The organism is Arthrobacter sp. ISL-95, assembly GCF_018613695.1.
Classification (GTDB): domain Bacteria; phylum Actinomycetota; class Actinomycetes; order Actinomycetales; family Micrococcaceae; genus Arthrobacter.
This window is the reverse complement of sequence record NZ_JAGGPR010000013.1, coordinates 69,558-89,643: the sequence shown is the minus strand read 5'-3', so window position 1 is coordinate 89,643 and position 20,086 is coordinate 69,558. Positions and strand designations below refer to the sequence as shown.

The 20,086-nt window shown below is 62.1% G+C and carries 21 protein-coding genes; 3 read left to right on the top strand and 18 right to left on the bottom strand.

Annotated elements, in window-relative coordinates:
• Positions 1-59 precede the first annotated feature (59 nt).
• The 4 genes from J7I86_RS17210 to infC all read right to left on the bottom strand — a co-directional run bounded on the left by J7I86_RS17210 (position 60) and on the right by infC (position 3,192).
• Positions 60-971: an RNA methyltransferase gene (locus tag J7I86_RS17210; protein ID WP_214821737.1), complete on the bottom strand. Its 912-nt coding sequence runs from the start codon at positions 969-971 to the stop codon at positions 60-62.
• 26 nt (positions 972-997) lie between these two features.
• Positions 998-1,675: a 50S ribosomal protein L20 gene (gene rplT, locus J7I86_RS17205; RefSeq protein WP_214821736.1), complete on the bottom strand. Its 678-nt coding sequence runs from the start codon at positions 1,673-1,675 to the stop codon at positions 998-1,000.
• A gap of 119 nt (positions 1,676-1,794) precedes the next feature.
• The gene (gene rpmI / locus J7I86_RS17200) at positions 1,795-1,989 is read right to left on the bottom strand and encodes a 50S ribosomal protein L35 (RefSeq protein WP_011774324.1); all 195 of its coding nucleotides are present in this window, start codon (positions 1,987-1,989) and stop codon (positions 1,795-1,797) included.
• A 117-nt stretch (positions 1,990-2,106) separates the two neighbouring features.
• The gene (infC, locus tag J7I86_RS17195) at positions 2,107-3,192 is read right to left on the bottom strand and encodes a translation initiation factor IF-3 (RefSeq protein ID WP_396019903.1); all 1,086 of its coding nucleotides are present in this window, start codon (positions 3,190-3,192) and stop codon (positions 2,107-2,109) included.
• A gap of 393 nt (positions 3,193-3,585) precedes the next feature.
• Here infC and J7I86_RS17190 point away from each other — a divergent pair, with 393 nt between their 5' ends.
• Complete coding sequence (locus J7I86_RS17190) at positions 3,586-3,984, top strand: DUF1844 domain-containing protein (RefSeq protein WP_214821735.1); 399 nt, start codon at positions 3,586-3,588, stop codon at positions 3,982-3,984.
• A 75-nt stretch (positions 3,985-4,059) separates the two neighbouring features.
• Here the strand turns inward: J7I86_RS17190 and J7I86_RS17185 are convergent, their stop codons facing one another.
• The 8 genes from J7I86_RS17185 to J7I86_RS17150 form a co-directional block, all read right to left on the bottom strand.
• Entirely contained in the window at positions 4,060-5,364 is a 1,305-nt protein-coding gene (locus J7I86_RS17185) for an MFS transporter (RefSeq protein WP_214821734.1), read from the bottom strand.
• Positions 5,365-5,415: 51 nt separating this feature from the next.
• Complete coding sequence (locus tag J7I86_RS17180) at positions 5,416-6,327, bottom strand: SseB family protein (protein ID WP_214821733.1); 912 nt, start codon at positions 6,325-6,327, stop codon at positions 5,416-5,418.
• Complete coding sequence (gene priA, locus J7I86_RS17175; protein ID WP_214821732.1) at positions 6,327-7,070, bottom strand: bifunctional 1-(5-phosphoribosyl)-5-((5-phosphoribosylamino)methylideneamino)imidazole-4-carboxamide isomerase/phosphoribosylanthranilate isomerase PriA; 744 nt, start codon at positions 7,068-7,070, stop codon at positions 6,327-6,329. The genes J7I86_RS17180 and priA overlap by 1 nt, the downstream gene beginning before the upstream one ends.
• Positions 7,071-7,116: 46 nt before the next feature.
• Positions 7,117-7,254, bottom strand: a complete 138-nt coding sequence (locus J7I86_RS17170; RefSeq protein WP_162486097.1) for a hypothetical protein — start codon at positions 7,252-7,254, stop codon at positions 7,117-7,119.
• 21 nt (positions 7,255-7,275) lie between these two features.
• A complete protein-coding gene (hisH, locus tag J7I86_RS17165; RefSeq protein WP_214821731.1) occupies positions 7,276-8,019 on the bottom strand; it encodes an imidazole glycerol phosphate synthase subunit HisH in 744 nt (247 codons plus the stop codon).
• On the bottom strand, positions 8,016-8,642 hold the full coding sequence (gene hisB / locus J7I86_RS17160; RefSeq protein WP_142939621.1) for an imidazoleglycerol-phosphate dehydratase HisB: 627 nt from the start codon (positions 8,640-8,642) through the stop codon (positions 8,016-8,018). The genes hisH and hisB overlap by 4 nt, the downstream gene beginning before the upstream one ends.
• Positions 8,643-8,688: 46 nt before the next feature.
• Complete coding sequence (locus J7I86_RS17155) at positions 8,689-9,807, bottom strand: histidinol-phosphate transaminase (RefSeq protein ID WP_214821730.1); 1,119 nt, start codon at positions 9,805-9,807, stop codon at positions 8,689-8,691.
• 78 nt (positions 9,808-9,885) lie between these two features.
• A complete protein-coding gene (locus tag J7I86_RS17150; protein WP_214821729.1) occupies positions 9,886-10,245 on the bottom strand; it encodes a LysM peptidoglycan-binding domain-containing protein in 360 nt (119 codons plus the stop codon).
• A gap of 346 nt (positions 10,246-10,591) precedes the next feature.
• On the opposite strand from J7I86_RS17150, the gene lexA reads away from it, so the two are divergent.
• Positions 10,592-11,335, top strand: a complete 744-nt coding sequence (gene lexA, locus J7I86_RS17145) for a transcriptional repressor LexA (protein ID WP_214821728.1) — start codon at positions 10,592-10,594, stop codon at positions 11,333-11,335.
• Between the two features lie 18 nt (positions 11,336-11,353).
• Here lexA and J7I86_RS17140 read toward each other — a convergent pair whose 3' ends face one another.
• Both J7I86_RS17140 and hflX read right to left on the bottom strand, forming a co-directional pair.
• Complete coding sequence (locus J7I86_RS17140; RefSeq protein WP_214821727.1) at positions 11,354-13,414, bottom strand: ATP-dependent DNA helicase; 2,061 nt, start codon at positions 13,412-13,414, stop codon at positions 11,354-11,356.
• Positions 13,407-14,969, bottom strand: a complete 1,563-nt coding sequence (gene hflX, locus J7I86_RS17135) for a GTPase HflX (RefSeq protein ID WP_214821726.1) — start codon at positions 14,967-14,969, stop codon at positions 13,407-13,409. Before hflX ends, J7I86_RS17140 begins: the two co-directional genes overlap by 8 nt.
• A 510-nt stretch (positions 14,970-15,479) precedes the next feature.
• Here hflX and J7I86_RS17130 point away from each other — a divergent pair.
• Positions 15,480-16,094 carry a class I SAM-dependent methyltransferase gene (locus J7I86_RS17130; protein WP_214821725.1) on the top strand — a complete coding sequence of 205 codons (615 nt, stop codon included), beginning with the start codon at positions 15,480-15,482 and terminating at the stop codon, positions 16,092-16,094.
• On the opposite strand, the gene dapF is transcribed toward J7I86_RS17130, so the two are convergent.
• From dapF to J7I86_RS17110, 4 genes are read right to left on the bottom strand one after another with little or no spacing between them, the layout of a single operon-like run.
• Entirely contained in the window at positions 16,075-17,043 is a 969-nt protein-coding gene (gene dapF, locus J7I86_RS17125; protein WP_214821724.1) for a diaminopimelate epimerase, read from the bottom strand. The two genes, J7I86_RS17130 and dapF, sit on opposite strands and share 20 nt — an antisense overlap.
• A 46-nt stretch (positions 17,044-17,089) precedes the next feature.
• The gene (gene miaA, locus J7I86_RS17120; RefSeq protein ID WP_214821723.1) at positions 17,090-18,016 is read right to left on the bottom strand and encodes a tRNA (adenosine(37)-N6)-dimethylallyltransferase MiaA; all 927 of its coding nucleotides are present in this window, start codon (positions 18,014-18,016) and stop codon (positions 17,090-17,092) included.
• Between the two features lie 19 nt (positions 18,017-18,035).
• Positions 18,036-19,583, bottom strand: a complete 1,548-nt coding sequence (miaB, locus tag J7I86_RS17115; RefSeq protein ID WP_214821722.1) for a tRNA (N6-isopentenyl adenosine(37)-C2)-methylthiotransferase MiaB — start codon at positions 19,581-19,583, stop codon at positions 18,036-18,038.
• A complete protein-coding gene (locus J7I86_RS17110) occupies positions 19,583-20,056 on the bottom strand; it encodes a regulatory protein RecX (RefSeq protein WP_396019902.1) in 474 nt (157 codons plus the stop codon). Before J7I86_RS17110 ends, miaB begins: the two co-directional genes overlap by 1 nt.
• Positions 20,057-20,086 lie beyond the last annotated feature (30 nt).

Here is a 20,086-nt window from a genome sequence, read left to right as displayed (position 1 = left end):
CGAAGAAGAGTCATCATCGTCTGATCTCGCAAGCAATACCGTACCCGGGGACGTGCGGTTTACGCATTCCCCACTCTGGCGCCCTGTTGGGAACGCGCACTGGCATAAAGGCAAACAGTGGCCGCCGTCCCCAAGTTCAGGCTCTCAGCTGCCCCATAGACCGGCACCGCCACCCGGTGATCGGCCAGCGCAAGCTCAGCATCAGACAGCCCCTGGGCCTCGTTGCCGAACAGCCACGCCGTAGAAGACTCAAGGGCGTAAACCGACGCCACTGATTCATTCCCCAACCTCCGCGCAGCGTTCTCATCCTGCAGCTTGTCCAGGTTGACAGTTCCATAGCCGTCAGCAGCCAGGACACCTATACCGCGCTCCCGGCACTGCGCTACCAGCTCCTCAACCTCGGCACCCAGCACAACCGGCAGGTGGAAGAGGGAGCCGGCCGTGGAACGGACAGCTTTGGGGTTGTAAATGTCCACGCTGGATTCGGTAAGCACAACGGCATCGGCACCGGCCGCATCTGCCGCGCGAAGCACCGTACCCGCGTTACCGGGGTCGCGCACCTGGCACAAGACCGCAATCAGGCGGGGACCGGCGTCGAGCACCGAACCCAGGCTGACGTCCACAAAGCTGCACACGGCCACGATCCCCTGCGGATTCACAGTGTCGGCCATGGCAGCCAGGACTTCGTCACTGGCAAGCCGGAACAAGGTCCCCTGCGCGAGGTCGGCAAGCTCAGGAAGGCGCTCGAGGCACGCTTGACTGGCAAAAACTTCATGCACGACGGCGGGACCTCCGGCCGCTGTGCGCTCACGGTGCAGCGTCAATGCCTCGCGCACCGCTTGCGGACCCTCTGCAAGGAAGCGTCCGCGCTTTAAACGGGCCGGGCGCCCGGCAAGCTTGGCGACGTCCCTCACCCGATCAGCTCGGGGGTTGGTCATCGGAAAGTCTTGCGGGCGCCCGGTTTCGTTCATATAAAGAACTTTAGTGGCAGTTGCGACTAGTTCTTGATCTGCTGGCGGGCTTCGCCGCCTGCAGGCTCAAAGCCGGCAGCCTTTGCAGCCTCAACCGTGGAGAACCAGTATTCAGCCGCGGTGGTGTTGTACCAGGTGGAACCCGGAACATGGTACTTCTTGGACTCGGCGTTGCCCTTGATGGCGTAGCCTTCCGGAGCCTCGTCGCCATCAGCAGCAACTGCGCCGTCGATTGCCGGCTTCTCGGAAACGACAGCCTTGACAGCCGTTGCGGTGGCAGCAGCCGGAGCAACCTTGGCAGCCTTGGCAGCCTTGGGAGCAGCAACGGCAGCCGGAGCGGACGTGTCAGCCGGAAGCGCAGCCTTGGCAATGTTCACCAAAGCGGCGAAAGCGTTGGCGTCGGAGACGGCCAGCTCGGCCAGCATACGGCGGTCAACCTCAACCTCAGCGGCCTTCAGGCCCTGGATCAGACGGTTGTAGGTGAGGCCGTTGGCGCGGGATGCGGCGTTGATGCGCTGAATCCAGAGGCGACGGAAGTCACCCTTCTTCTTGCGGCGGTCACCGTAGCTGTACACAAACGAGTGCAGCAGCTGCTCTTTGGCCTTGCGGTACAGGCGCGAACGCTGACCGCGGTAACCCTTTGCGCGTTCGAGGACAACCCGGCGCTTCTTGTGGGCGTTTACCGCCCGCTTCACACGTGCCACGTGCGTACTCCTTCAGAAATCTTTATCCCAAGCTGCTACTGCCGGAAACCCGGCCGGCCTGAGAAGGCTTTTGGTGTAGTCGGTCCCTGCCGGATGGCAGTAACCAAAGAACTTGGAACTTAGACGCCGAGCATCTTCTTGATGACCTTGGCATCGCCCTTGAAGACGAGCTTGTCGCCGGCGAGGCGGCGGGTCAGCCTGGAGGACTTGTGCTCCAGGTAGTGACGGCGGTTGGCCTGCTGACGCTTCAGCTTGCCGGTACCGGTCAGCTTGAAGCGCTTCTTAGCACCGCTGTGGGTCTTCATCTTCGGCATGGGAACCGATCTCCTTACGTATCCACGGACGAGTCCGCGATTCTTTCGCGCAGCCGGCCTACGAGGGCCGGCGTGCTGGTTGCTTGCCGATGGAGGCGGGGCCTCCACGGCGTTGAACTAGTTGGTCTTGCGTGATGCTGGCTTGGGCGCGGCCTTGGGGGCTGCGGGCCGAGCTGCCGGCTTGGGAGCTGCCGGCTTAGCGACGGGCTTCGGAGCCGAAGGAACTGCAGGCTTCGGGGCGGCCGCCGGAACAACTGGCTTCGGAGCTACTGCTGGTGCAGCCTTGGCGGCGGGTGCTGCCTTGGCGGGAGCTGCTTTAGCCGGTGCCGGTGCTGCCTTGGCGGGAGCTGCTTTAGCCGGCGCCGGCGCTGCCTTGGCTACAGGAGCCTCGACCACGGGTGCTTCTTCAACAACAGGAGCGGGGGCTTCTTCAACCACCGGAGCTTTTTCAGCAACGGGAGCTACTTCAGCAGCAGGAGTCTCTTCCGCAACCGCAGCTTCCTCAGCAACGGGAGCTTCTTCAACAACCGATGCCTGAGCCTCGGGTGCTTCAGCAGTTTCCTGCGTGGTCTCCTCTTCGGTGACCTTGAAACCCTCGGGCAGAAGGTCAGCAAGGCTCTGAGTCAACGGAGCCTGCTCACCCGTGGTGTCAACGTGCCCGGATGCCTTGGCCTCATTCTGCGCCTTGGCTTCGGCACGCTGCGTAGCGCGGCGGGCTTCAGCCTTGGCTTCAGCCTTGTTCTTCAGCGGGCCGATCACCATGACCATGTTGCGGCCATCGATGCGCGGGCTGGACTCGATGATGCCAACCTCGGCAACGTCTTCAGCGAAGCGCTGCAGAAGGCGGATACCCATCTCGGGACGCTGTTGCTCACGGCCGCGGAACTGGATCATGGCCTTGACTTTGTCGCCGGCACCCAGGAACCGAAGTGCGTGTCCGCGCTTGGTTTCGTAGTCGTGCTTGTCGATCTTCAGGCGGAAACGGATTTCCTTCAGAACCGTGTTGGTCTGGTTCTTACGGGCCTCGCGGGCCTTCACTGCTGCTTCGTACTTGTACTTACCGAAGTCCATCAACTTGCAAACAGGAGGCTTGGCCTGCGGGGCAACTTCAACGAGATCGAGATCGGACTCGGCAGCAAGACGCAGGGCGTCCTCGATGCGGACAATTCCAACCTGTTCGCCGGCAGGACCGACCAACCGCACCTCGGGGACGCGGATACGCTCATTGATTCTTGGCTCGCTAATGTTAAAGCTCCTGTGGTTGTGGTGATGTCACCGGCAAATAGAGAAGGCCCCCAATTGCTGGTGCAATCGAAGGCCTCGACGATCGGTAGCACTTCCTTCAAGGAAGCACGCACTTCCGGAGGCCATGCCTCCAAAAATGTCCGACCAGGTACCCGGCAACCTCTTGTCCCGAAAGGGATCCTGTCCCCAAAGGGAACGGCTGACGCGGGTGGGAGAGAACTCCGCTTGCAAACTGAAAGTCAATTCTACAGAAACATCCCACCAAGCGCACATTGCGGAAGGCGGGAGCATGAACTGCACATGGTGACCGTAAATAGTGACTTCCAGTCGGTCTGTGACAAGCTTACCAGTATGAGCACTGAAGACAGCAATTCCCGCAACTCCTACAGCGAAGACGCCGCTCCTGCCGCCGGATCCGGGGTCTCCCAGCAGATCCGTGACATCGCCGAAGTTCCGGCCGTGGAAGTCATCACCACCGGCGCCGTCCACCTCATGAGCGCGGCAGCCGTTAAGGTCGGCTTGGCCGATGACCCCAACGCCGAGGACCTTAAAGACTTGGATGAGGCCCGCAAGCTGATCACCGCACTCGCCGGCCTGGTGTCCGCAGCCGCCCCGGAGATCGGTTCACAGCACGCCGGCCCGTTGCGTGACGGCCTGCGCTCCCTGCAGCTCGCCTTCCGCGAAGCTTCCCTCATTCCCGATGCGCCGGGCAAGGGTCCGGGCGAGAAGTTCACGGGCCCGGTGAACTAGCCCCAACTACGGCAAGAACCAACGACGGCGGGTCGACCCAAGAGGTCGACCCGCCGTCGTCGTCGATTGAGCTTTTCAGACCCGCGCTGCCCGGCGGCGCATGGACGTCAGGAGGAGCCCCGCCGCGCAGAGCACGACGCCGGCGATTCCGACCGCCGCGAACCCGCCGGACGGGCCAACGGTGTCGATGAAGACCCCGGCCAGAGGTGCGCCCAGCGCGACTCCTGCAGTCAGTGCGGAACCGTACCAGCCCATGGCTTCACCCCGACGCTCTTCCTCAACGTGGTCAGCCACCTTCTCGGAAGAGGCGGACAGGACCGGGGCGCACAACAGGCCAGGCAGGAGAGACAGGAACGCCAGGGTCCACGTGTCCTGGGCGAAACCCATCGGAATAGTAAGTGCGGCCATGCCCAGCAACAGGAGCATGGGCGAAATGGACCGCTTCATGGACCCGTAGATGAGGCCACCTACCACCGACGCGGAGCACCAGAAGAAGAACACGATGCCAATCTGATTTTCGTGCCCGCCACGTTCCAACAATCCCACGATGCTGACATCGGAACCGCTCAGCACCATGCCCGAGCCCGCGGCCACCGCGAAAAGTGCAGCAACAGAGACCGTGAACCAGGTGAAATTCCTTGCAACGCGACTTCGCAAAGCTGCAGTTCGGGAAGTAGACGACGCCATTTCGGACGCCGCTTCCTGGACGTGGGCAGGTGCTGACGCCACCATGGCAGCCTCGGCAGCAGCAAGGTCAGCTGCCGCCCGGTCCGCGGACTCCTGCGGGGTACACACCACTTCGCTGCGGGTGGGCGGATTGAACCACATAAGGAACAACCCGGCTACGGAAACGGAGGCACCCACGGCTGTGAGTCCAATTGCCGAGAAACCGCTGGTGGCGACGATTGCGCCAACAGCCGGCCCAATCATGAAGACCAGCTCGGTGGCGATGGAATCTAGGGCGAACGCCGAACGCCGCTGCTCTCCATCAACCATGACCCCAAGTGACTGGCGGACAACACTGAAGATCGGCAGCGTGAAAAGGCCCCCGACGAACACCAATGGCAGCAGCCACTCATAGGAAACGTGCGGGACGATCGTCCAGATAACAGTCTCCGAGACAACTGAGGGAATCAGCGCCTTTCTGAGGCCCACCATGTCCACCCGGCGGCCACGCCAAGGGGCGCCCAGCGCAATGCCAATGGTCATGACGGCAGCTGCTGCACCGGCGGCGGCATAACCCTGGCCGAGGGTCAGCACAATGTGCAGGGTGAGGAGCACGCCTGCTGCCGAATGCGGAATGCGGGCAACCATGCCTACTATCAGCAGACGCCGGACAGGGCGGATGGACAGCATCTCTTTGTAGAGAGCAAAGTTCACTGGCTATTTCCTCTTGTTCCCCAGGGCGCGCCCGGAAAACCGGAACCGCCATTAATGCGGCGCGGGCTCCTGTGCTGCGCGCTGCAGTTTTACTTCCATGGAATCAACGCCCTCGGCAAAGGAATCCATCCGCGCCCAGGCATCATTCAGTTGGGCAACGAGGGTCTGCACAGCCACGGCGTCGAGTCCATCTTCGAGGAAGAGCACCACACGCAGTTCCGGCCCTGCACCGCCCCCGGATACCTTGAGACCACCGGCCGTCAGAGACGCAACACCACCACCGGGCTGCGTCTCAAGGCGACGGACCGTCCGAAATGCCGAGACCATTGAAGCGAGAGCTGTCTCCAGTTGATCATCAAGGTATGACGGCGTCCAGTTCTTCTGCTGGGCAAGAGCCCACATAGCAGGGCGCCGTACAACGAATGCAAAATCAGAACCGGGGTCAATGACCAACAGCTGCGCGCCCTCCGATACCGCGGAAAGCGCTGCACGGGCGGCGTAAACGGCTACAGGGCGCGCCTCCGAATGCCATGCTTCAAGGGCAGCAGCGGAGGTAAAGACCGGCATGGCCGTGCGACCATCGGGAGCCTTGAGTGTGACCAAAGCCATATCGGCTTGCTTGTCAGCGTGCAGGCCATCGACGCCCTCTGCTTCCTCCGCCAACCGGGCAACGACGGGAACGAAAACCCGTGCAGTGGCCAAGGAAGCTACAACGTCAGCCTCACTGCCCGTCCCATTGATCAGCGCCGCGATGGCGGCGACATAGCCAGCATCCGCCGAGCCGTCGTCGTCTTCAAAGTTGTGAATCTTGGCGTCGTCACCGCTGAGGCTCCTACCGGACCACGGCTGACCCGCAGAGTCAGTGGCTCCCCCGGCGCCGGCCAATGCAGCCGCGATGTGGCCGGGAAGCTCGCGCCTGGCGTGACCCTGATCGTCGTGCTGGTGACCTGCGTTATGAGGCATCAGCGGCGGCCGGCAACGTCCAGCGCTTCGGGCAGCGTAAAGGCACCGGCGTAGAGGGCCTTGCCAACGATCGCGCCTTCAACACCCAGCGGTACCAGTTCACGCAGAACGCGGAGGTCTTCCAAGCTTGAGATACCGCCGGAGGCGACCACAGGCTTGCCGGTCTTCTCCACCATCTGGCGGAGGAGTTCCACGTTCGGGCCCTGAAGCGTTCCGTCCTTGGTGACGTCGGTGACAACGTAGCGGGCGCAACCCGCATCCTCAAGGCGCGCCAGAACCTCCCAAAGGTCCCCGCCTTCTTTTGTCCATCCGCGTCCCGCCAGCGTTGTGCCGCGGACATCAAGGCCGACCGCGATCTTGTCGCCGAACCGCTCAATCGCACGCCGGGTCCACTTAGGGTTCTCCAACGCTGCCGTTCCAAGGTTCACGCGCGCAACACCCAGTTCCAGAGCACGTTCCAGGGACTCGTCATCCCGCAACCCGCCCGAGAGCTCCACTTTGACGTTGAGCTGCGATACAACCTCACTGATGAGCGAGGCGTTGTCCCCACGGCCGAAAGCGGCGTCGAGGTCCACCATATGGACCCATTCGGCACCGGCATTCTGCCAGTTCAAGGCTGCTTCCAGCGGTGTCCCGTAGCTGGTCTCCGAGCCGGCTTCTCCTTGAAGGAGGCGAACCGCTTGGCCGTCAACAATGTCAACGGCGGGCAGGAGTTCCAGAACGGACTGGGCGGAGGAGGTCATGTGTGTCCTTGGAGGTCGAAAAGGGAGACGCGGTTTGTTGACTGGTTCAGTTCCCCAGCGTCAGGAGATAGGCGGCCAGCAGGGACATCCCGGCCAGCACGTAGAAAGATATGGAAACCCACCGCGGCTTTTTCTGCTGGTGGAAGGAGATGCCCCCACCCACCAGCAGGCCGGCAAGGCCCATCAATATTACCGACCACCACATCTAGGCAGCCCCGCTTCCGGATGCTACCGAAGCGGGCTTACGGAGACTATCCACCCAGTTTCGCAAGAGCCGGGCTCCGGCATCGCCTGACTTCTCCGGGTGGAACTGAGTAGCGCATAGCGGGCCGTTCTCCACCGCAGCAATGAAGCGTGCACCGTGCTCGGACCAAGTGACCATGGGAGGAGCCATCCGGGGCTGCACGACTTCGAAGTTCCACTCCTGGACACCATAAGAGTGCACAAAGTAGAACCGTTCCTTCTCAACACCGGCGAACAGCTTGGAGCCTTCCGGGACATCCACGGTGTTCCAACCCATGTGGGGCACGACCGGAGCGGGAAGGAACTCAACCTTGCCGGGCCACTCGGCCATACCCTCGGATTCCGTGCCGTGCTCAACGCCGGCTTCAAAGAGAACCTGCAAACCCACACAGATGGCCAGCACCGGACGCCCACCGGCAACCCGACGTCCGATCATGCGGATGGCATCAACGGACTTAAGCTCCTTCATGACCGTCTCGTAAGCACCAACTCCGGGCACCACCAGACCGTCAGCATTGAGGACGTCCTCAGGCTTGGAGCTGAGCACCACGTGGGCGCCCGCCCGTTCGAGGGCGCGAACAGCGGACCGAACATTGCCCGATCCATAATCCAGAACGGTAACGGTAGGCTTGCCCTCCGGCGAATCCGGCTTCACGGATGCGATGGCGTCAGCCACTGCCCCATCCTTCAAAAACTGGCCGCTCATAGCGCGCCCTTGGTAGATGGGATGCCCTCAACACGGGGATCGGACTCAACCGCTGCACGCAGCGCGCGAGCAAAGGCCTTGAACTGTGCCTCAACGATGTGGTGCGGGTCGCGCCCGGCCAGGACGTTCATGTGCAGGCAGATTCCGGCGTGCAGCGTGATGGCTTCAAAAACGTGGCGTGTCAACGATCCCGTGAAGTGTCCGCCGATCAGGTGGTACTCCTGGCCGGCCGGCTCACCACCGTGCACAAGGTAGGGACGACCGGAGACATCTACAACAGCATGCGCCAAGGCTTCGTCCAAAGGAACCGTGGCCTCACCGAACCGACGAATGCCTGCCTTGTTGCCCAGGGCCGTGCGGAGGACCTCGCCAAAGGTGATGGCGACGTCTTCCACAGTGTGGTGCGCGTCAATGTGGGTGTCCCCAGTGGCCTTGACTGTCATGTCAATCAGGGAGTGCTTGCACAGTGCCGTCAGCATGTGGTCATAGAACGGAACCGAGGTGCTGATGTCCGAGACACCTGAACCGTCCAGGTTAATCTCCACCAGGACCGAAGATTCGCTGGTGGTGCGCTCCATGCGCGCGGTGCGGGCAGCGGTCGGCGCGGCGCCGGTTTCGCTCATTGGGACGTCCTTATACACGGAGGGTGGGTTGGGTCTAGGAACAAGTTTAGGCGCGCTGTGGTGAGGTGCCGTCCAGCAGGGCTTCCAGGGCCTGCAGGAAGGCGCTGGTTTCCGGCTCGGTTCCGGCAGTGACACGCAAATGCCCAGGGATGCCGACGTCGCGAATCAGCACGCCGGCGTCAAGCAGGCCCTGCCAGATCGCGTGTGATTCCTCAAGCCCGCCAAAGAAGACGTAGTTGGAGTCCGAAGCTGCAGGCTTGAGGCCCATGCGCAGCAGCTCAGTAACAATGCGGTCGCGTTGGATCTTGATGTCTTCGACGTCGGCCATAAGGGCTTCGCGGTGGGTCAGCGCCGCGAGGGCGGTTGCCTGAGTGACAGCAGAGAGGTGGTACGGCAGGCGAACCAATCGGATGGCGTCCGTGACTTCAGGAGCCGCTGCCATGTAACCGAGCCTTGCACCGGCAAGGGCAAATGCCTTGCTCATGGTCCGCGAGACGATCAATCGCTCACGGCCGGGCAACAGGGTCAAGGCGCTTGGTGTGTTGTCGTGAGCGAACTCGTGATAAGCCTCGTCCACAATCACAATCGCCTGACTGGCTTCGCCTGCTTCATAAACGGCCTCAACGACGTCCAAGCTCAGCCCCGTACCTGTGGGGTTGTTGGGCGAGCAGAGGAACACAATGTTGGCGCCGGTTTCCCGGACCTGGGCAGCAGCCGACTCGGCGTCCAGCCCGTAGTCGTCAGCGCGGACTCCGCGCACATACTCAGTGTCGGTGCCACTGGCGAGCAGGGGGTACATGGAGTACGTGGGAGGGAAGCCGAGCGCCCTGCGCCCCGGTCCACCGAATGCCTGGAGGATCTGCTGCAGCACTTCATTGGAACCGTTGGCGGCCCAGATGTTGTCCGGCGAGAGTCCGTGACCCAGGTACTCGGCAAGGGCCTCACGAAGTTCAGTGAACTCCCGGTCCGGATAGCGGTTCAGCCCTGTGGCCGCAGCAGCGACAGCCTCGGTGATGGCGGCCTGCACATCCGCGGGGACGCCATGAGTGTTCTCGTTGACGTTGAGCAGGATGGGGACATCAAGCTGCGGTGCGCCATAGGGGCTCAGTCCACGCAGGTTGGTCCGAAGGGGAAGTCGGTCAAGTCGCTCCAGCTGGTCACTCACCAACCCAGTTTAAGGGGCTGCCGGGACTGCCGACCAACTGTGACGCCCAGGCCCTGGTTTCTGCAGCTGATGAACGGGTCAGTTTGCGGGGACGAACAGCTGCTGGCCGGGCAGGATGCGACCGCCCCGGAGGTCGTTCAGCTGGATGATTTCGGCAATGACATCGCGAGGATCCCGCTCCGGAGCAGCTGCGCCGGCGATGCCCCACAGGGATTGACCGGGCTGGACCGTGACGGTGACCGCCACAGGCGGACGCAGCTGCGCTTGCGAGTCCGCGGCTTTGGCCGGGGAGTTGATAAAACCGGCAAGACTCAGCAACGCCGCCACCAACAGCATGGCCGGGATGCCGAAGAAGACGATACGTCCCCGTCGGGTGAGGCGCAGGCGAGCGGGTGCCTGAGTAGTACGGAAATCAGCGAACGTAATGACTGCGGACATGAGCTGAGCCCTTCTGAGCTATTGCCAGGCTCCGGGGTGCCGGTGCTTGGCTGCCAATTCTTTGTGTTCCCCTCGCCGGACCCGGATGTTCGAACGCTTTGTTCGAACATCCAGCTTCAGCATCGGGTTTATAGAACACATATTCGAACCTTGCTATGACATTTTTAGCACTTATCAACGAACGGTGTCGAGACTCGCTAGAACAAATGTTTGATAAACGCCTGTGCCTGCCCTACGTTTGAGTGAAGAAACAGCACTGTTTCAGTGGAACAGGAGGGTCTGACATTTTTTGCAGACCCCACAACCCCGGGCACTTATCGGGCGGAATGGAAAGGCATTGGCGAACATGGCAGCGAAAGCCACCGGCGGCGGGGCACCCCTGCGGAGCCAACAGCCTCAAAAGAGTCCCAAAAGCCTGACTGTCCGGCAGAAAAAGATCCTGGAGACCATCCAGCGATCGGTCAATGACAACGGCTACCCGCCCAGCATGCGTGAAATCGGCGACACCGTGGGTCTGGCCAGTTTGTCCAGCGTTACCCACCAGTTGTCCCAACTGGAGAAGCTTGGCTACCTCCGCAGGGATCCCAAGCGTCCCCGCGCCATGGAAGTCCTCATGCCCCTGACCCTTGATGGCGGATCCATTCCCGGCGTGGAAGCACCTACCAGCCTTCGCAGCGCGGGTGGCCTTGCCGTTACCGAGCTCGCCAGCGCCAGTGATACCGCCATGGTCCCGCTGGTGGGCCGCATTGCAGCCGGTGGTCCGATCCTGGCTGACCAGACCGTGGAAGACGTCCTTGCACTCCCCCGGCAACTTGTGGGACATGGCGAACTGTTCATGCTGAAAGTGGCCGGAGATTCGATGATTGATGCCGCTATCTGTGACGGCGACTGGGTTGTGGTCCGGAGGCAGAACGATGCCATCAACGGCGACATCGTTGCCGCCCTGCTGGATGACGAAGCAACGGTGAAGACGTTCCGGCAGCGGGATGGTCACACGTGGCTGCTTCCGCAGAACACCCAGTACGAGCCCATTCTCGGAGATCAAGCCACCATCATGGGCAAGGTCGTTTCGGTACTGCGCTCCCTCTAGGCGCCCTACGAACTTTCCCTAAGGGGCTTTGCCGGACCCCAGACGCTCCAGAACACCACGCACTACTGTTCGGTCCGTCGTCGCCCAGAACGGCGGCAGGGCGGCGCGCAGGAAGCCCCCATAGCGTTCAGTCGAGAGCCTGGAGTCGAGCACCGCTACAACCCCTTTGTCTCCCGTCGAGCGGATCAGGCGGCCTGCGCCCTGAGCGAGCCGGATGGCAGCGTGGGTGGCTGAGACTGCCATGAAACCGTTCCCGCCCGATTGTGCTACTGCCCGTGAACGGGCGGTCATCAGGGGATCATCTGGACGCGGGAAGGGTATGCGGTCAATCACCACCAGACGGCAAGAGCCACCGGGAACATCCACGCCCTGCCACAGGGACATGGTGCCGAACAGGCAAGTGTCGGGCTCATCCGCGAATTGCTTCACCAGAGCCGCCATGGTGGATTCACCTTGGCAGAGGATGTCCACGTCCAGACGGAGCCGCATGGCATCGGCGGCCTCTTCGGCTGCACGCCGGGAGGAGAACAGACAAAGCGCTCCGCCGCCGGATGCGCGGATGAGGTCTTCCAGCTCATCCAGCGCCTCGGGCGAGGTACCGCGGCCTGGCTTGGGCAGGTGCTTTGCCACGTACAAGACACCCTGCTTGGGATAGTCGAAGGGTGATCCGACATCAATCCCGGTCCAGCTTGGTGCGCCGTCTCCAATGAGGCCCAGACCACCTGCCGCCGGCTCGAAGGCCGCGCCGATCGCCAGTGTGGCGGAGGTCAGCACCACGGTGTGGCCGGCAAAGAGTCCCTCACGAAGCCGTCCTGCAACACTGAGCGGAGCGATGTTGATCAAAGCAGGTGCCGTCTCGTCCGGTTGCGAGTAGCCCTGCTGGGGGTCGAAGGTGCTGTTCCGGGAGAACCAAACCACTTCGCGGTTCTCCTTGGCGGCCAGCATCCGCTCGCACAGTTCCAGGATGAGCATGAGCCGTGAACGGGCCAGCTGCCGTCCGCCGTCCACTGCGTTTGAGGAATCCGTTTTCGAATCTGACAGTGCAGCGCGTGTGGCGTCCCGCAACTGGTCCAGGCAGTCGAGCTGTTCGTCGTTGAGGCCGTTGGCCAACAAGCCGTTGGGCACGCCGGCTATAGCCATGTCCAAGCGGTCCGCAGCGGCGTTGAGGGCATCGACGGTGATGGCGGTGTGTTTGCGGGCACTCGATGCCGCGGCGTGGACCATGGCAACGGACAACTGCCCTGAGACGGCACCGGTTACCCTGTCCTGAAGCTCGTGGGCCTCATCCACCACTACGACGTCGTACTCGGGCAAGACAGCCAGGCCTTCAAAGGCGCTGACGGCCAGCATGGCGTGGTTGGTGACCACGACGTCGGCCTCACCAGCCCTTGAACGTGCCAGCTCGCTGAAGCACTCTTCTGCAACGGGGCACTTCTGGGCGCCCAGGCACTCCATGGACGTCACGGATACTTGCCGCCAGGCTCTGTCAGTGACGCCAGGCATGAGCTCGTCGCGGTCTCCCGTAGCGGTCTTCTCCGCCCATTCCCGGAGGCGTACCACTTCCTTACCCAACTGGGATTGTGGCCCACCCATGGAGGCGGCGAAGTGGGGGACGCTGGTGTCCTCCCCCAGGGAGAACAGCTGTCCCTCGGAGGGCTCTTCGCTGGGGAACCCGCCGTCGAGCTTCTGCCGGCAGACGTAATTGGCCCTGCCCTTGACCAGCGCCACATTGACGGGGCGCTCAAGGGCAGGGTTGATGGTCTCCAGCAGACGTGGCAGGTCCCTCCCCACGATCTGTGTTTGGAGCGCCAAGGTGGCGGTGGACACCAGCGTCGGTTTGTCGCTGTCCATGGAATGAGCGATCAACGGAATCAGGTACGCCAAGGACTTACCCGTTCCCGTTCCCGCCTGGACCAGCAGATGCTCCCCGGTTTCTATGGCCCGGGTGACATGCTTGGCCATTTCGTGCTGGCCGGCACGGCTTTGTCCGCCCATGCCGGCAACAGCCCGATCCAGCAACTCGAGGGTGGCCTTCTCCCCCACCGACTCGACGACGTCCGCCGCCACCTTCTCAACCATTACTGACGAATGACTCCAGCTCGGCGGCCAGACCTTCGCGCACCATGACAACTACGCGGGTACCGTTCTCCTCATGCTCAAGGCTGAGGATTTCCGAATCGGAATTGTGCAGCTTGTTGATCATTTCCCCGCGCTCGTAGGGAATGAGCAGTTCAAGACGCACACCAGGCCTGGGAATGGACCGGCTGATGTCTTCCAGAAGTTCCGTGATGCCCTGCCCCGTGCGGGTTGACACCACCGCGTGGCGGGGTTCCTTCTGCTTAAGGCGCTCCACCACGAAGGGATCCGCTACATCAACCTTGTTGAGGACGATGATCTCGGGAACCTTGCGGGCATCCACTTCAGTGAAGACGGACCTGACCGCTGCAATCTGACCCTCAGGATCGGGGTGAGATGCATCTACAACGTGGAGAATCAGGTCTGCGTCCGCTACTTCCTCCAACGTGGACCGGAAAGCCTCAATCAGTTGGGTAGGCAGTGAGCGAACGAAGCCAACAGTGTCCGCAAGGGTGTATCCGATGCCGTCCGGCGTTTGGGCCTTGCGGACGGTGGGATCGAGGGTGGCGAACAGCGCGTTCTCCACCAGGACTCCGGCGTCCGTGAGGCGGTTCAGGAGGGACGACTTACCGGCGTTGGTGTACCCGGCGATAGCCACGGAAGGAACAGCGTTACGACGGCGGTTGGCCCTCTTGGTCTCACGTGCAGGCTTCATAGCGGCGATTTCGCGACGCAGCTTGGCCATACGGGTGCGGATTCGACGCCGATCGAGCTCGATCTTGGTCTCACCGGGACCACGCGAGCCCATGCCAGCGCCTGCTCCACCCACCTGGCCACCAGCCTGGCGGGACATGGAGTCACCCCAACCACGAAGCCTTGGAAGCAGGTATTCGAGCTGTGCGAGCTCAACCTGCGCCTTGCCTTCGCGGCTCTTGGCGTGCTGGGCAAAGATGTCCAGGATCAGTGTTGTGCGGTCAACGACCTTGACCTTCACGATGTCCTCAAGGCCGCGTCGCTGCGATGGCGCGAGCTCGGTATCCACCACCACGGTGTCTGCGCCGGTGGCGGCAACGATGTCCTTGAGCTCCTGGGCCTTACCGGATCCAAGGAAGGTCCCGGGGTCCGGTTTCTGCCGGCGCTGAACCAAGCCGTCCAGCACCTCGGATCCAGCAGTCTCGGCAAGTGCGGCGAGCTCGCGGAGGGAGTTCTCCGCATCGGCAAGAGTCCCCTCGGTCCAAAGGCCCGCCAGTACAACGCGTTCAAGGCGCAACTGCCGGTATTCAACCTCGGTGACGTCCTCAAGCTCGGTGGACAATCCCGCGGTACGCCGTAGGGCGCGGCGTTCGGCCAGGTCTTCCTGGTCGCCGTCGTAAATGCTGTGTTCCTGGTCCAGCGTGGAAATCGCCTGCGCCTTGCCGAACACACCGTTGGCGTCGTTGTCGTCGGATGCCTGCGCAGGTACATCTTTGGAAAGAATCCGGTCGATCACGGCCTGGATTTGTTCAGGACTCATGTCCTGGGCGTCGGAATCGGATCCGGAGTGCTTCTGGGTGGTCATGGTCTCCTTAGACTGTTCGGCAATTCCAGAATAGTGCTGTTTGCTGCTCGATGGGGCGCTATTCGCGCTGGGCTGACGGGCATCGGCCAAAAGGGCCTCCTGTGTGCTGAACGGCCACCCCTCATCCGGGAGGCGGCTGTTGTAAAAGTGGCGTGATGGAATCCGCGGGAGGGTCCTTGGGCCGAGGATGCTTCGCCGGTGGCAATAAAGGGCCGCTTACAAAACTGCGGTCCACTGCGAACAATCAAGCGGGATCTTCAAAGTGTCCGGCTCCAAAAAGGAGTCAACGGACTAAGCCTGAGGGACCTGCCGTGCGGAATGGCCGGGACGGGCAAAATGCCTTACCGGGCCTGCGTCGCGGGCGGTGCCGTGAAACGCCTGATGGCTCAGGCGTCCGGGCTGATTACTCAAAGATCAAGAACATGCACTCCACTTTAGCAGCCGCTGTCAAACGCACTTCCACAGGAGGCGGTTTCCCAAGCCGACGATAGCCAACTAATCTGGCAAATTATGGAGTCTGCACACTATTTCAGCGCCCAACCGGCCGGACCATTCACACGCAAGCCACTAGCAGTGGAACTTGCTGGAGCCACGCGCCGGCTGCAGACCTCATCGGGTATCTTCAGCCCGGACGGCATAGACAAAGGCACGGCGGTACTGTTCGCCGAAGTTCCCCCGCCGTCGCCGAAGGGTCACCTGCTGGACATCGGATGCGGCTGGGGTCCGATTGCCCTCACCTTGGGCCTGATGGCGCCTCATGCTCATGTTCATGCCGTAGACGTAAATGAGCGTTGCATCACGTTGACCAACGAGAACGCCGCGGCGCTCGGCCTCACCAACGTCACCGCCAGCCTCCCGCATGAGGTAGATCCCGCCGTCGAATTCGACACCATCTGGTCCAACCCGCCCATCCGGATCGGCAAGGATGAGCTCCACTCGCTGCTGCTGACGTGGCTGCCCCGGCTGGCGCCGGGTGGCAGCGCCTGGTTGGTTGTTCAGAAGAACCTGGGCTCGGACTCGCTCCAGCGGTGGCTCGCTTCCGAGCTGGACAGCGCTTACACCGTCTCCCGTGAAAGCACATCCAAGACGTTCAGGATCATCCGGGTCAGGAAAGCGTCCCTGTAGCCACGATCACGGCGGGCCCGCTGAGTTCTACGTGCTCGCGTCCTCCCGCGCCCGGGAAGAACTTCACAGCCACGACGCCGCCCGGTACGTTGACGTGCCAGTCGTTGGGAGCCGCATCACCGGCCCAGTGACGGATTGCGACGGCGGCAGCGCACGCGCCGGTGCCGCAGGACTGCGTCTCCCCCACGCCACGCTCATGAACGCGCATGGTGATGGTTCCTACGCCGTCCTCCACCAAAGGCTCGGCGGGAACCACGAACTCGACGTTGGTCCCATTAACCGGTTTGGGATCCACTACGGGGACTTTGAACAGCTGTGTGGCTGAGAGCTCGCTGAGTTCGGCAAGTGCAACTACCGTGTGCGGATTGCCCATGCTAACTGAGAGGCCAGGCCTTGCCACTTCCAGGCCGTCGGCACTGACCAGCGCATCCATGGCCTTGCTCTTGGCTTCGTCCGGGAAGATGAACTCCCACGGGCCCATATCCACGGCATACCCGTTGGCTGTGCGTACCACCTTCTTCACGCCGCCGCGGGTTCCAATAGCAAGTGTCTGCCCGGGTCCCAGGTCCACCAGTCCCTCGGCGATCAGGAAATGGACGAAGACGCGCACCCCATTGCCGCACATTTCCGAGAGCGAACCGTCACCGTTGCGGTAATCCATGAACCACTCCGCTTTGGGATCCTGCTCCAGTGCAACGCGGCCCTCAGGGAGAAAGCGGGACGGGACTGCCCGGATGAGGCCGTCGCCACCGATGCCCACATGGCGGTCGCACAGCTGAGCCACGTGCTCCGCAGTGATCTCATGGGCGTCGCCTGGATCAGCTATCAGGACAAAGTCGTTGCCCGTTCCGTGGCCCTTTGAGAAAGCCAGACCGGCAAGGCTGGAAAGTGTCACGGGAGCGTCCGTATTTGCGGGCTTCCGGGCGGGAACTGCGTCGGTTTGATCCATGGACCTAGGCTACCCGCCACGCCTGTTCGGCCAGAAATTGCGTGGGCTACTTTTCGGCCGCCAGGACGGCTTCGACCGCCCTGGCCGCGAGCTCCGGATCCTGCCAGTCGAGCCACGTGATCCGTGGATCTGCCCTGAACCACGTCAGTTGGCGCCGCGCAAACTGCCGGGTAGCCACGATGGTTTCCGCGGCGGCAGCATCCGCTGTCATCTCCCCGTCCAGAACCTTCAGGAATTGGGCGTACCCCAAAGCACGCGATGCCGTCTTGCCCCTCCGCAGTCCCAAGGCGTCGAGCCGTTCAACTTCCTGCAGGAGACCTCCCTCCACCATCCGGTGCACCCTCAACGCCAGGCGTTCCCTCAATTGCTCCCGATCCACTTCCAGCCCGATCTGTAGTGCGGGCTGGAAGTACTCACGTTGCGGCATGAATGAGCTAAAGGGACGGCCGGTGAGACCGTGTACCTCCAGGGCCCTGATCACGCGGCGGGCGTCTCCAAGACGGGCCGCCGAAACCGGATCCACTTCCTCGAGACGGGCCCTCAACGGCGCCAGCCCCTGCGTTTCGCACTCCTTTTCCAGAAGCTTACGGAGATCGGGATCAGTTCCCGGAAATTCAAGGATGTCCAGGGCGGCGCGCACGTACAGCCCGGAACCGCCCACAAGGATGGCGCGCTTTCCCCGCGAGTGGATATCAGCGATGGCTGCACGGCATTCATGTTGGAAGTCGGCAACGCTGGCTTCCTGGGTGACATCCATGATGTCCAGCAGGTGGTGCGGGACACCTCTACGCTCATCCACGGTGATCTTTGCCGTTCCGATATCCATGCCACGGTAGAACTGCAGGGCGTCGGCATTGATCACTTCACCGTTCAATGCCAGTGCCAGGTTGACCCCCAGATCCGACTTACCTGAACCTGTGGGACCAACAACTGCTATGACAGACTGCGGAAGTTCCTGACTGGTGACCGACATGTGATTCCGTGGTCCGGCCCTAGGCGCGACGAACAGGCAACGACGGCATGCCCAACGACACACCCGTCTTGCCTGGCGCCGCCCCTGCTGCCGGAATGCCACAGGAATCAGCCTGTGAGCGATCCCAAGCATCGCCTGCACGGGAGCGGCGCATAACGTAATCCTCCGGAGTTTCCGGATCAGCTACGAGGTGGAACGCTGCGGCCTCGGTAATGGTGACGGTGACGAAGTCACCCGGCCGCGGAGCCTCAGCACCGTCCGGCACGGAGAAGTGCACCAGCCTTTGGTCCTTGGATCGGCCGGACAACCGATGCGTTTCGCGGGCTTTCCGTCCTGACTGCGCGGTGACCAGGACCTCCACTTTGCGTCCCAACTGCTTGGCGTTTTCTTCTCCAGCTATACGGTCCTGCAGCGCCGTGAGGCGTTCGTAACGCTCCTGCACTACGGCCTTGGGGAGTTGCTCCGGCAGGTCAGCAGCCGGCGTGCCGGGCCGCTTGGAGTACTGGAAGGTAAAGGCGGAGGCGAACCGCGACTTCTCCACAACGTCCAGGGTCGCTTGGAAATCTTCTTCGGTTTCGCCCGGGAAGCCAACAATGATGTCAGTTGTGATGGCGGCATGGGGAATGCGTTCGCGCACCTTGTCCAGAATTCCCAGGAACTTGCTGGAACGGTAAGAGCGGCGCATGTCCTTGAGCACCTTGTCCGAGCCGGACTGCAACGGCATGTGCAACTGGGGCATGGCGTTATGTGTCTCAGCCATGGCATCAATAACATCGTCGGTGAAAGCTGCGGGGTGCGGGCTGGTGAAACGAACGCGTTCCAACCCTTCGATTTCTCCGCAAGCCCGCAGGAGTTTGGAAAATGCCTGGCGGTCGCCGAATTCCACACCGTAGGAATTCACGTTCTGGCCCAGCAGCGTCACTTCAACAGCTCCGTCATCCACGAGCGCCTGGATTTCCGACAGGATTTCCCCGGGGCGCCGGTCTTTCTCCTTGCCACGAAGCGAAGGCACAATGCAGAAGGTGCAGGTGTTATTGCAACCCACGGAGATCGAAACCCACCCCGCGTACACGGAGTCACGCTTGGTGGGGAGCGTTGAAGGAAAAACATCCAGGGATTCGAGAATCTCCAGCTGTGCTTCATTGTTATGCCGGGCACGGTTCAGCAGGGCCGGCAGTGCCCCCACGTTGTGTGTACCAAACACGGCGTCAACCCACGGCGCCTTCTTGACGATGGTTTCGCGGTCCTTCTGGGCCAGGCAACCGCCAACAGCAATCTGCATTGAAGGGTTCGCCTCTTTGACCTCCCGTAGCTGTCCGAGGTTTCCGTAGAGTTTGTTGTCTGCATTCTCACGAACAGCACAGGTGTTGAACACCACGACATCCGCCACCTCGCCATCAGCGGGCACATAACCGGCTTCTTCGAGAAGTCCCGCCATGCGCTCTGAATCATGGACGTTCATCTGGCAGCCGAAAGTCCGAACCTGATAGGTCCGTGGCTCTGCAGTAGTTTGGGGGTCAACAGAAGGAGAGGTGGCAGCTGATGGGGAGGGAATGGTCAAACTCACTACTCAAGGGTACCGGCTTCTGCCAGCACCTCACCGACGATCCTGAACGCCATGGAGGGGGCGTAACCCTTACGTGCCAGCATCGACGCCAGCCGGCGGGTGTACTTGTCCCGCTCAGCCCGATCGGTCAGGTCCATACTGGGCCGCAGCTTACGCTGAACCAGCTCCCGAGCAGCCGATTCCTCATCTTCGTCGCTCAGCTGCGATAGGGCTTCTTCAGCCGCATCCAGCTCGATGCCTTTGTCCGCCAGTTCGCGACGGATGGCGCCTTTTGCAAGCTTTTTGCTTTGCGAGCGGCTCCGGACCCACATCCTGGCAAACTCAGCATCATCGATCAGCTGAACTTCTTCGAAGCGATCCAGGACTGCCTCAGCCACGTCCTCGGGAACATTCCGCTCCGCGAGCTTCCGTGACAACTGCAGCCGACTCCGCGGCGCCATCGTCAACTGTCTCAAGACGATGGCCCGCGCCACGGATTCAGGATCAGGTTCGGGATCGGCCGC